Here is a 13,052-nt window from a genome sequence, read left to right as displayed (position 1 = left end):
CTGCCCCAAGGGGTAGGTTTTTTTAAAATTTTAAATAAAGACAGGATTAAATTGACATAAGGATAATATTATGATGATTAAACTAACAAAAAGGGAAGGGGGGGTAGTGGCAGATGACGATAAGTACATGCTTTTTGATTTTGACTAACAGATGTGATAGTCGGTGTAGAGCCTGTTCATATTGGCAGCAAAAAACTAAATATTATCTGGATTTATCAGTTATCGAAGAGATTTATTATCATTTTGCTAATCAGGGTGGTAATACTATTTTTCTAACCGGTGGGGAACCTACCCTGCACCCGGATTTTATTGAGATAGCTAGATTGGCTAATGAGTATGGCTTTATAACTATTCTTTGTACCAATGGTAATAGGATAAATTCATTATTTAATCAGGTAAAAGATTATATTGATTCCTATAGTATTTCTTTTGATGGTGATACCGCTAGATTATATAAATCTATCCGGGGAGTAGATTTTTATCCAAAAATATTAAGATTTATTGATATGGTAAAGGATTATGATGATAGAATTCAGGTTTGGCTTTCCTGTATGATACAAAAGAAAAATCATGATCGTCTGTCTAAAATATTGTATAAAGTATCTACTTTAAGAGCTAATGGAATTTATTTTGTCGTCCCGGAAATTAGAGGGGGATGTTTTGGAAGAGAAGAGGAGTTAAAGGATAAAGTAAAGGAAGAACTGTTATTGACCAAAGATGATATTTTTGTTTTTAAAGAAGAGATTGAGCAAATGTTTAAATTAGATGCCCAGTTAGCTATACCTAAACTTATCCAGAGTAAACAATTATTATATGATTATATAACTTATTTTAAAAGTTTTTATGAAGAGAATTTGTTAATGCCTAGAGTGTGTGGAGTCCCCTATAATTCAGTAGTAATCACAGAAAAAGAGTTTTTGAAACCATGTTTTTATTTACCGCCTGAGTATAAATTTAATCCCGGACAAAACCCATTTAATAGTCAAAATCTGAAGGAATTCTGGAATGACTTTTCTGTGAATCCTATATATAAAAATGATTTGTGTAAGAGGTGTTTTCAGTTTAAAGGTTAACTTAATTTAGGGAAGGTTTTTAGTATGCATGATAGTTTATATACACTATTTGATGGAAGATTTTAACCCTATTAAAGTAGCAATTTTTATTAGTATATTATGATGATTAAACTGCAAAAAGCTAATTTTGAGCATCATAGAAATTTTTCGTTTAACCATTTTAGTAAGATTTCAGTCGAAATAAGGCCTCATCACAGGATATGATGAGGCCTTATTTCGACTAATATCGAATCTTAGATGGTTCGAAAATTTTCTTTATAAAACGAAAAATTAGCTTTTTTGCAGTAAAATCCTATATTTTTTAGGAATAAAAAAAGGGAGAACTTAATTAAAAGTAGAACTAAATTTAACTGAGAAGTCATCAGAAAAAATTTTCAAGTAGGTGTTAATCTATGGAAATTTTATATATTGGCCCTACAGGTTCGGGCAAGACAACCAGATTACTTGAAAAGTATAAAGAGATATGTGAAAAGACTGGTCAGACTGAACACTGTCTGGTACTTTTGAAAAACGCCCCCAGTGTTTCTGACTGGCGTTTGAAAGTTAACTTAAAATCAATGGGTCCGCTTAATGTCTTTACTTATTTTGGCTTTATTCAAAAAGAGATAACAAAATACTGGACTTTAATCGAAGAAAAGCTGGATGATGACATAAAAACATTAGAACCCACATTTATGACAGTCGAAACATCCCATTACTTGATGAGTCAAATGGTAGATGAGGTTCGCATTCAAGAAGGTGCTTTTGCCTCCATAAATGCAACATCCCAGCAAATTGCTGTCCAGCTGATTGATAACCTAAACCATGCTGCCATGAATGGTTTATCTTTTAAGGAAGTTCAAAATAGACTCTTACGTTGGGCTGCTGGAGATGTTGAGAAAGCTGCTGTTTATCAGCAGGCAGTTAGGGTGATGAAAAGATTCAGGAAACAATGTCTTATATCACGCTGTCTTGATTATTCTCTTATTATCGATTTATACAATCAGTATTTGTTATCGGATGATAACTACAGTAAAGACTTGACTTCCCGTTTCAGATACTTGATTGTAGATAACTTAGAAAAGACGATTCCACGAGCCCAGGATTTGATCTTAAAAATTATGCAAAAAGCAGAAGAAAGTTACTTAAGCTTTAATCCCGAGGGGGGGTATACAGGATTTTTTGGTAGCAATCCTAAACTGGCTGAAAAAACATTTTTTCCCATGTGTGAAAAGGTTCATCTGAAGGAATCATACACCGCTTCAAAAGAATCCAGAGAGCTGGCTAAATCCATCGTTGAAAAAGTTTTTCACGGAAAGCCAATGCCGCAGAACAATTTCATTAAAGGTGAGATTCATACAGATTTAAGAGGAGATATGCTCTTTGAAGTAGGAAAGAAAGTATTAGACCTCATAGAAAAGGGAGTACAGCCTGCAAAAATTGCTCTTATTGCACCCCTTGTCGATAAGGTATTGGAATTTACCTTAAGCAGGTACTTTGAGGAAAGAGGTTACTCACTTGCCAACCTCACAAGAACAAAGCGGCTCCTTGACGAACCATTTGCCCAGGCATTGATAACTCTGACCTTTTTGGTCAATCCTGACTGGAAAATCAAACTGAATTTTACTTCCCTTGTACAAACTTTAACCCTTATTTTAAAACTTGATCCCATCCGCAGTGCATTACTGGCAGAGGAGATTTTTAAAAATCAGATGGATCTGCCTGACCTTGATGAAATAGGTTTAAGGCCGCGGCTTGGTTTTGATAACTCTGATAAATACGAGCTTTTCAGAGAATGGGTTAAAGAAAAACAGACAGAAGAATTAGAGATGGAGCATTTCTTTCAGATCGTCTTTGGTGAACTTCTGGCTCCGTTATCACCGGATGAGAAGGATATCCTTGCTTGTAGACAAATTATCAATTCCATGACAAAATTTAAAAGAGTAATGAAAAGATTCTCTAATATGGATGAAAAACAGTTGAGTCAGAGCTTTATCGAGATGGTTTTAAAAGGAACATTGGCAGCAGAGGTATTATTCAAACCACCAGCCAGTGATGAACAGATCATATTGGCTACACCATATACCTTTCTATTTTCTCCTTACATTGATAATGTTCAATATTTATTCTGGCTGGATGTTGCCAGTGAAAACTGGTTTAGAAGCACTACTAAGGAATTGACAAATCCATATATTCTTTCTCGTGATTGGGAAGAGGAAGATGAGTGGACTGATGAAGTAGATCAAACATTACGGAAAGAACAGTTGATAAACTACGTGCAGAGTTTATTGAGCAAATGTACTGATGGTTTGTATCTTGCCAATAGTTATTTAAACAGTCATGGCTGGGAACAGGAAGGAGAGCTTTTAGAGTGGCTACAAAGTGATTATCCAGAGGTGATGCAAAATGATTAAGTTACGCCCAGGACAAAAAGAAGTAGCTGAATATAGAAAAGGTTTCATGGCCGTTCCTGCTGTTCCCGGTGCTGGTAAAACAACTGTTCTGGCCTATCTGGCAGCTAACTTAATCGAAGAAGGATGTATCCGGCCGGGGAAAATTTTGATCGTTACCGTTATGAACTCAGCCGTCTCCAACTTCCGTTCCCGGATCGGAAATTTTTTAGAAGAACGGGGCTTACCGCGTAATAGAGGTTATGATGTAAAAACACTCCATTCCCTTGCCATGAGTATTTTAAAAGAAAAACCTGAGTTTTTATTGATTAATAATGAATTTCAAATTATCGATGAAGCACAGCAATGGAATCTAATTTCAGGTTTAACTTATCAGTGGATGCAGGATAATGAAGCTAAATGGAAAAGTCCCATTAAGGTGGATGAAGAAACAAAATGGTATCAAAATGCAATGGAACAGTGGACAGAAAATCACTTACTCAAATATATAAAAGAGATGATAAGTTATATTAAGTCTCACGGGCTTACCAGGGAAGATGTTGAAAAATTAAAACCCAGATTAAATGAAGATTCATATCTTTTCTGGGCCATTGAGATATTTGAGGAATATTCCAGATTAATGTACCAGAATGGTTGGCTTGATTTTGATGATTTGATCGTTCAGGCTTTACGGTTGCTAAAAAAAGATGAACAGCTTTGTGAAAGATTAAGAAAACGCTGGACATATATCTTTGAGGATGAAGCCCAGGATTCAAATCCTCTTCAGGAAGAGATTCTCCATTTGCTGGCTGGTCCCGATGGTAACCTGGTTAGGGTAGGTGACTCCAACCAGGCAATTATGGGGACCTTTACATCTGCTGAGCCTGAGATTTTTAGAAACTTTTGTAGTAAAGAAAATGTCAAAAAACAATCCATTCTTTATTCAAGTAGAAGCACGATTGATATAATTAACCTGGCCAATTATCTGGTAAAATGGTCAAAAAGTAATCATCCCCAACCTGAATGTCGAGATGCTCTGGAGGACCAGCTTATCCATCCAGTTACAGAAGATGATCCCTTTCCCAACCCGACAACTGACAATTACACAATCGCTGTTAAAAGGTATGAGACATCTAAACAGGAGTTAGAAGAGGTTGTAAAATTGGCAATCAGACATGCAAAAGAAAATCCTGAAAATACCATTGCCATCATTGTGCCAAACCGCTATCTTAAGGCCGAAGCAGCAGAATTACTTAAAGTAGCAGAGGCAGATTTTGAAGAAGTGGGCAAAATTAATAATGAACAGGCAAAGACCATTTTAGATTTGCGGACAGCAATTCAGTATCTGGCTGAACCTCATAAAAAGGAAAAATTAATCAAATTGCTCAACAATGTGTTTTTAAATCAGTTTCCTAAAGAAGTTTTAGATTCTATCGAACAGCTTTTTAATAGATATTCCCTTGAAGAGCTGATTTATCCTATTGGAGGGGAACTGCCCTGGTTGAATTATCCTGATGAAATATTTGATCCCGATTTGTTTGCGGCATTTAATCAGGCCCTTAAAAAGCTTAAGTTCTGGCTGGATGCCAGTGTAAATCTTCCACCTGATGAACTGGTTTTGTTTTTAGCTGAGGAGATGGAGCTTAAGGGGGAACCCCTTGCCATTGCTCAAAATATTGCTCTTCAGATTAAAGCTGAACTGAATCTTAACCCTTCATGGAAACTACTGGATATAGCCAATGAATTACCCAGGTTAGAACCTTCTTTCCGTAGGTTTGCAAGAGTCATCTATGAACAAAAGGGATTTGAACCGACTCCCGGAGTTATAACCTTAATTACAGCTCATAAATCGAAAGGTTTAGAGTGGGATACTGTATATTTAACATCTTTGACGGCTGCGGAATTTCCATCGACTATCGAAGATAATTTTCGCAGTGAATACTGGTATTTAGATGAAGATAAATGTAATCCAACAGCTATTGCTAAAGCAGAGCTGAAATACTTACTCGGTAAAGAAGGAAAAACTGATCCTCTTAAAGCGGCTAAAATTGATGAGATCAGTGAACGTTTGCGGCTTTTATATGTTGCTATTACCAGGGCTAAGAAAAACCTACTTATGACCTGTCATAAGAAAATTATTTATGGCAATGGTTTTGAAAAGAAGGTTGGTATAGCAAGACCATTAATAGCTTTAAATAAATTCATCATTGAGGAGCGGGAAAAATATGCTGGCAAAAAATCTTGATGACTTATATTTCAGTCAATCTGCTTTAATTTCATATCAGACCTGCCCTTTAAAATTTCGCAGGCGCTATTTAGATGGCCTTTTCTGGCCTGCTGATTGGGGAGGGGATAAAAACCAGAAGGAGGTTATAGAACAGGGAAGGTTATTTCACCTTCTGGCTCAAAGATATTATTTTTTAGGAGAGGTTCCTCAGTCGAAAGAATTACTATCTCAGCAGTTAGCTTTCTGGTTTGAGGAACTTAAAAAATTTAGACCATATCATGACAATGGTAAGTTTCTCCCCGAACATGAGATCCGGATGAATGATAATGGAATTAAGTTAGTTGCCAAATATGACCTTTTATATATCACCTCTGATGGGAGAGTAGTCATTTATGATTGGAAGACCAATAATTCCCGTCCTTTAACCAACTATTATCGTAATCATCTTCAGACTATCACCTATAGATATGTATTGGCTAAAGCAGGAAGAGTTTATTCTCCTACCGGAATCTTCAGACCTGAAGATATTAGCGTGATTTATTGGAACCCCAGATATCCCAATTATGTGGAACCCATTGGTTATAGTCAAAAACAGTTTGTCAAAGATGAGCTTTTTTTGATAAAGCTGATCAGTGAAATAAAAAGCCTTGATTATGACCAGTTTATAGCTACTGGAGATCAGAAAAGATGCATATATTGTGAATACCGCCCTATCTGCCATGGTAAGAGGGCCATTCATGTGGAAATAGAAGAAGAGGATATGGATTTTGATCTTGATTGGGAAAGCATTGAGGAAATCCAATTTAGTTAGGAGCAAGATGTTTATGGAAGTTAAAGTTCTTTATCATGACAATCTGGAAGTACCTAAATGGATGTTGGATGAGCTAAATGGAAATCAACTTCTGGCTCAAATTCTGTTAAAGCGGGGTATTAATTCTCCAAAAAAAGTGAGGGAATTTCTAAACCCCGATCAATATAATCCGACCAATCCATTTGATTTTCCGGATATGGATAAAGCAGTTGAGCTAATTTTAAATGCAGTGAAAAAGAAGAAAAAGATCTGTGTTTACGGCGATTATGATGTAGATGGTGTTACTGCAACGGCAATACTGGTTACTCTTTTAAAGAAGTTGGATGCTAATGTCAGTTACCATATCCCTAACAGGTTTACAGAGGGATATGGGATGAATGAACGGATTATTAAAAATATGGCAGGAGATGTTGATTTGATTTTGACCTGTGACTGTGGTATTTCAAATCATAATGAAGTGGCTTTAGCTAAAAAATTGGGTATGACAGTTATTGTTACAGACCATCATCATTTGCCTGAAGAACTACCAGCTGCTGATGTCATTCTCTCACCGAAACTTTTGCCTGAGGATCATAAGGCACATAATATTTCTGGGGCCAGCATGGCCTATTTTCTGGCTAAGGGAGTTTTAACCAGGTTAAATAAAACTGCTTATGCGAGAGAATTTCTCGATCTGGTAGCTTTATCCACCATTGCAGATGTTGTGCCTTTAAAAGGCGAAAACCGTTATTTATTACAAAGGGGTATTCCTGCTTTAGCAAAAACGAATCGGCCGGGTCTTTTAGAATTATTTAATATCTGCGGGTTAAATAGTTCGGAAATATCCGAAGAGGAGATTGCTTATCAGATAGTGCCCAGAATTAATGCTGCTGGAAGAATATCTTCTGCCAGAATAGGGGTTGAATTACTCCTGGCAACTACGAGAAATAAAGCAAGGACATTAGCTAGAGAATTAGATCAGATAAATGACCGAAGAAAAGAGTTGTGTGATAAAATGCTTGAAGAAGCCCTGGCATTATTGGGTAAAGATTTTCATTCTCAACCTATCATTTTATACCAACCCCACTGGCATCAGGGGATTATAGGTATAACTGCTGGCAGGCTTTGTGAGAAGTATCATGTACCGGTTTTGTTGATGTGCTTAAAAGAAGATGGCAAAACCATCACTGGTTCAGCCAGGTCCATTCCAGGCATTCACATTTATGAAGCATTAAAGACATGTGAACAGTTTTTAGATAAATTTGGCGGCCATGCGGGGGCGGCAGGTTTTTCATTGACCAGGGATAAATTGACCGGATTTGAAAAAGCTATGGAAAAAGTGCTGGCCAGGGAACTTGAAAAGTCAGGAGGCATAAGAGAGATTGAAGTTGATGGTCGATTACCTTTAAGTAAAATAAGTACAAAGACCTATTACGATTTAAGGAAATTGGCTCCCTTTGGTGAAGAAAATCCTGTGCCAATATTTCTCTGTAATGATGCAGAGGTAGTGTATCACAGACCAACCAGTGACGAAAAACACCTCCGTCTTATTGTTAAACATGAGAATACCCAGTACTCAGCTATCTGGTGGTGGGGAGGAGAGGCAGGTGTTGCCCGAAAGATCGATCTGGTTTACTCTATTGGAATTAACCGCTGGCAGGGAAGAGAAGAGATTCAGCTGATTGTTAATCACACCATCAATAGAAAACAGATTACTAAGGCCGGCTTACCGGAAAAACCGGAAAAGCTGACTTTTGAAATAGAAGATTGGCGTAATTGGTATAGATTGGGTAAGGTTCTTCCTGATTTTAAAAATGCCGTCTATTATTATGAAGGGACTGAAAAACTTAAATTTGAGAATCTCATCAACCGCTATCAGTCAGTTAAAGCTGATTATCTGGTGCTACTTTCATCTCCACCCGGCATAAGGGTTTTAAAGGAACTTATATATTTAATAAGACCTAAAATAGTTGTATTGGCCTATTCTGATTTCGAAATTCAGTCAGGGAATTCTTTTCTTACCAGATTATCGGGTATTATAAAACATGTGATCAAAAATAAAAATGGTAAAGTTAATATTTATCAGATCTCTGCTTTAACTGGTGAAATGGAAAATACCGTATTGGTTGGATTGAAATATTTAGAGGATAGAGGTTTTATTGAGCTTGAATTTAGTAATCCTGATAATCTCTTTATTAAAAAGGGAAAAGGTCAGAATAAAAAAGGGAGTACTATAAAGGAAAATAAGTTAAAAGCACTATTAAAGGAGAGTAGGGCATTCCGGAACTATATGCTAAAATCTACTCCAGAAAAGATTAAAAATTTAATTTTAAATGAATGTTAGGAGAAGAACTTGCCAATTGCTTTTGGTTACAGGAGGTAATGAGTTAAAATTAAATTATAAAAGATATACTGCAAAAAGCTAATTTTTCGCTTCTTGAGAAATTTTTCGAATCATCTAAAGCTTGATTTCCGACGAAATAAGGCTTCCTAATCAAAGGGCCCTCCTGGCCCTTGATTAGCTCATCACCTCCTGTGATGAGGCCTTATTTCGTCGGAAATCTCGCGAAGATTTGGCGAAAAATTTCTATGTCGCTCAAAATTAGCTTTTTGCAGCTTAATCATGTATTAGTGCAGGATTTTTAAAGGTAATTTCGTATCTAATAATTAGCAAAATACAGAAAGGGATGGTCTATGATGTCCAGGCAATCAAATAATTGGACAAAACTTATTATAATTTTCATATGTCTCATATTTATTTTTACAGCAATAGGTATGGCAGATGCCAGAAAGCCAAATCTTCATCCTTTTAAAGATGAAGTAGAATCCTTGGTCCTTCTTAAAGTTTTACCAGCGAAGAGTTGGAATCCGGCAAAACCGGTTACATATAAAGATTACCTTCAATTGATTGAGAAGTTATTTAACGGTCGAAGTAAGATTTCTTTAGTTAATCTTACTGAAAAACTAACATTTCCCGATGAACCCATTACATATTATGATGCTCTAACAATTGCGGGAATGTTTCTAGGTTATGACAAAGAGTCAAGTTATGCGAAAGTTAAAGAGATAACTGAAGAGTTGAAAAAATCCGATTCAGCTCAGATTACCGGTTATGAGATGGCATATATTTTTTACAGATTACTTTATACTAACCGGGTAGGGCAGAATAAGACTCTTTTAGAAGAGAGATATCTTGTAGGAAGTAATGAGATGGTCACTTCCCGGGTCTTGCAGGTTAAGGCCAATGAGGTTATTTTAGAAGATGAAGGAGCTATACCGCTGGCCCCAGATCTTCAGGTATTTCACCGGAAAAATAACCAAATCAAACCTGCCAGTTTTTCCAATATGGCTGTTGGACTTTCCGGTCTTAAATTCCTTTTTAATGAAAAAGGTCAGGTTCAGACTGTTATCTTACCGGAAAAACTTTTCCCCGAAAAAATCCGGGTTCTTTTAAGTCACGAATTGAATAATCTGGGAAGTAGCAAATCTTATGATTTTAAAGAGATAAGGATTAAAGCTAATCAGCCTTTTAAGATTATTACCCGTAAAAAGGGACAGGAGAGAATTATTTTAGTCGCAGAAACCGGAGAGACAATTACTTTTACTAATCAGAATGGCGGAATTAAAATTGTTACTGGCAATTTCAGTGAGATTGTAAAAGGTCGGGTATATCTCAAATCTTACTTTAAACATAACATTCATTTTGATCCATTGTTAAGTACACCACGTCATACCAATGTGGTACTTTACGCAGGTACACTGGAGATTATTCCTTCAAATAAAGCGGGTTATCTTTATTTAATCAATGAATTGCCCCTTGAGGACTATTTAAAGAAGGTGGTACCGGGCCAGATTCCTTCAAGATGGGGCAAAGAGGCCTTTAAAGTACAGGCTATAGCAGCCCGTTCCTATGCCATTGCCCAGGTGAGTAGGGGTAAGTTCAATGATAAATCGGCTAACTTAGATGATAGTACTGCTTCTCAGTTGTATAATAATTTTCAGGAAAATCAGATAGTTAATGAAGCGGTTGATGAAACCCGGGGTATTGTAGCTATGCATAATGGACATGTAATCGATGCAGTTTACTTTTCTACTTCGGCTGGTTATACTGCTAACAATGAAGAAGTATGGCATAATTCGCGAACCGGATCTTTTCCTGGTGAACCGATTCCATATTTACGGGCCAAGTCACAGATTATTGATGTTTCTGTAGCTGATTTGACTAATGAAAAAAATGCTCTTTCTTTCTTTAAGGATCAGTCTTTAAAGAGTTTTGATTTTGCTTCTCCTTATTATCGCTGGAAACTGGAGCTGACCCGCAAAGAGCTGGAAAATACCATAAATAAGAATCTTCCTCTGCGGGAAAGAGCAGATCAACTCCTTGGAACTGATTTTATAAAAACAATTACCGGAAAGCCCGTAAATCCATCTGATTTGCAATTCTCAATTGGAAAATTGAAAGATATAAGGGTTATCCAGAGAGGTGAAGGCGGTAATGTTATGGTTTTAGATATAGTCGGAACCAATGGAACTTACCGGGTAATGAAGGAATATAATATTCGCTTTCTCATTCGCCCCAGAAAAGATATGACCGGTTCATCTAAGGATGTAATTTTATACTGTCATGATGGAAGTAAAATAAAGAATTATTCTATTCTCCCCAGTGCTTTTTTTGCTTTTGAGATTATTCGCAATGGGCAAAATGATATTGAGAAAATCATATTTTATGGAGGCGGTAATGGCCACGGGGTGGGTATGAGCCAGTGGGGAATAAAAGGTATGGTCGACAGGGGTTATACTTATGAAGAGATTTTAAAGCATTACTATACTGATATTGTGTTAAAAAAGATTTATTAGCTTAGGTTATAATACCCTGAATGGGTGTCTTTTTTTAAGCATAGTTAAAATCTGTGTATGAAGACCTAAACTGTTGCTAGCCTTATAGTATTTGATCAGGAATATATAAAAGGGGTTGAGGTTAAAGTGAAAGCTTCAATTTTTATAGTAAGTCCTCTGGTAGGGGCGGGGATTGGATATATTACCAACTGGATTGCCATTAAGATGCTTTTTCGTCCAATTAAACCTGTTCGAATTTTTGGTAAAGAAATTTCCAGTTTGCAGGGAGTAATACCTAAACGGCATAAGGATTTAGCCAGAAGTATTGGGAAGACTGTAGGGGAACATTTATTGACAGAAGATGCTTTTCAAAATATTTTAGAAACTCCTGAGACCCGGGAACGAATCAGAAAACTGGTACAAGACGGGGCTCGTCACTTGCAAAAAGAGGAGCGGACTGTTGATGAACTTTTAGAATTTGTTATTCCAGATTTTAAAGTACGAGAGGAGATGTTTAAAGAATTAAGTGATTATATTGTTACTCTAATTTTAGAGATCATTCGTTCTGAAAAAACTATTGAAGTTCTTGAGAGATATTTGACCGAAAGGATTTTTCAGGATAAAGAAGAGTTTCTCAGTTCTGATTACTATCAAAAGTTAAAATATGATATTCGTGAGTATCTGTTGACAGGTCTAAAAAGTCCGATTGTTTTAGAAAGGATTAATCTTTTTTTACACACCCGAATTATAGATTGGCAGAATAGTGAAAAACAGCTTAAAAATTTGATTCCTAAAAATATAGTCAATGGAATTAAGGCCTTTTTATTAGATCAGGGACCAAAATTTACAGAACAGATCATGGCCTATCTAACTTCTGCTGAGACCAAAAGCCAGATTAAGAAGAGAATAGATCAGTTTTTTGATCAAAGTTTATTGATGGGTCTATTGGGTAAATTTTTTGCTGATCGGGATAAGATTGCAGAACAGCTTATAAATCAGATAGCTGATTTTATCAATGACCCATTAAATCAATATGAATTGTTGAAAAAGATAAATGATGTTATAGATACCATACTGGATACCAGGGTTTCAGAGTTGGCCAATCGGATTGATGAAAAGGTAGTTTTAAGCATTAGTGAATTTCTCTTTAATAAAATGACTTCCAGGGAATTTATAGATAATTGTCTTGATAATTTAGAGAATTTAATTTTAACTACGAAAAAGTTAGAAGAATCAATATGTCAAGCTGCTGTAGTTCAGGAAGTTTCTTTTAACTCAAATGAAGTTTTAGAATCTAAAAAGACTGGACGATTTATCAGGCAGTTATTGATAGATTTTCTTAATGCTGATTTTGTTGAGAAAGTGATTAGCAAATTAATCAAAGATCAATTGAGAGCTCTTCGTCAGCAGCAGGTTAAATCTTTTTTTGCTAATCTGAAACTGACCACCATTAAGAAAGTAGAGAACGGGGTATTGGACCTGTTGAATTTTGTAAATCGTAATTATTTGGGTAAGATTATCAATGCTATAAATTTTGATAAATTAGTAGAGGAGAAAGTTTTATCATTTGAGTTAGAAGAGATGGAAGCTTTAGTTTTACAGGTAATGAGTGTTGAATTGCGTGCCATTACCCTATTTGGTTTTTATCTTGGATTGCTGATGGGTTTTGTTACACCGTTAATAAACCTTTTGTTTGGTTAATATGATGGCAGGAGGATAAAAGTATTTATGATTAAACTGCAAAAAGCTAATTTTTC

Annotated in this window: 7 protein-coding genes; all 7 read left to right on the top strand. The window is 36.0% G+C overall.

Going from position 1 to position 13,052, the window contains the following annotated elements; translation table 11 throughout:
* The first annotated feature begins 113 nt into the window (after positions 1–113).
* The 7 genes from BBF96_RS08075 (at position 114) to BBF96_RS08045 (ending at position 12,996) form a co-directional block, all read left to right on the top strand.
* Entirely contained in the window at positions 114–1,073 is a 960-nt protein-coding gene (locus BBF96_RS08075) for a radical SAM protein (RefSeq protein WP_127016666.1), read from the top strand.
* Between the two features lie 392 nt (positions 1,074–1,465).
* The gene (locus BBF96_RS08070; RefSeq protein WP_127016665.1) at positions 1,466–3,466 is read left to right on the top strand and encodes a UvrD-helicase domain-containing protein; all 2,001 of its coding nucleotides are present in this window, start codon (positions 1,466–1,468) and stop codon (positions 3,464–3,466) included.
* Positions 3,459–5,687, top strand: coding sequence for an ATP-dependent helicase (locus tag BBF96_RS08065; protein ID WP_127016664.1), 2,229 nt, complete (start codon positions 3,459–3,461; stop codon positions 5,685–5,687). The genes BBF96_RS08070 and BBF96_RS08065 overlap by 8 nt, the downstream gene beginning before the upstream one ends.
* A complete protein-coding gene (locus BBF96_RS08060) occupies positions 5,668–6,480 on the top strand; it encodes a PD-(D/E)XK nuclease family protein (RefSeq protein WP_127016663.1) in 813 nt (270 codons plus the stop codon). Before BBF96_RS08065 ends, BBF96_RS08060 begins: the two co-directional genes overlap by 20 nt.
* Positions 6,481–6,493: 13 nt before the next feature.
* The gene (gene recJ / locus BBF96_RS08055; protein WP_164730961.1) at positions 6,494–8,803 is read left to right on the top strand and encodes a single-stranded-DNA-specific exonuclease RecJ; all 2,310 of its coding nucleotides are present in this window, start codon (positions 6,494–6,496) and stop codon (positions 8,801–8,803) included.
* A 353-nt stretch (positions 8,804–9,156) separates the two neighbouring features.
* Complete coding sequence (locus tag BBF96_RS08050) at positions 9,157–11,316, top strand: SpoIID/LytB domain-containing protein (protein ID WP_164730960.1); 2,160 nt, start codon at positions 9,157–9,159, stop codon at positions 11,314–11,316.
* 126 nt (positions 11,317–11,442) lie between these two features.
* Positions 11,443–12,996 carry a DUF445 family protein gene (locus tag BBF96_RS08045; protein WP_127016660.1) on the top strand — a complete coding sequence of 518 codons (1,554 nt, stop codon included), beginning with the start codon at positions 11,443–11,445 and terminating at the stop codon, positions 12,994–12,996.
* Positions 12,997–13,052: the final 56 nt, after the last annotated feature.

The sequence above is a fragment of the Anoxybacter fermentans genome (genome assembly GCF_003991135.1).
Classification (GTDB): Bacteria; Bacillota; Halanaerobiia; order DY22613; family DY22613; genus Anoxybacter; species Anoxybacter fermentans.
This window is presented reverse-complemented; position numbering and strand designations above follow the sequence as displayed.

Bases quoted from the DNA above. Each gene is read 5' to 3' on its own strand.
- BBF96_RS08075 (WP_127016666.1), top strand. From the start codon at position 114: ATGACGATAAGTACATGCTTTTTGATTTTGACTAACAGATGTGATAGT.
- BBF96_RS08070 (WP_127016665.1), top strand. From the start codon at position 1,466: ATGGAAATTTTATATATTGGCCCTACAGGTTCGGGCAAGACAACCAGA.
- BBF96_RS08065 (WP_127016664.1), top strand. From the start codon at position 3,459: ATGATTAAGTTACGCCCAGGACAAAAAGAAGTAGCTGAATATAGAAAA.
- BBF96_RS08060 (WP_127016663.1), top strand. From the start codon at position 5,668: ATGCTGGCAAAAAATCTTGATGACTTATATTTCAGTCAATCTGCTTTA.
- recJ (WP_164730961.1), top strand. From the start codon at position 6,494: ATGGAAGTTAAAGTTCTTTATCATGACAATCTGGAAGTACCTAAATGG.
- BBF96_RS08050 (WP_164730960.1), top strand. From the start codon at position 9,157: ATGTCCAGGCAATCAAATAATTGGACAAAACTTATTATAATTTTCATA.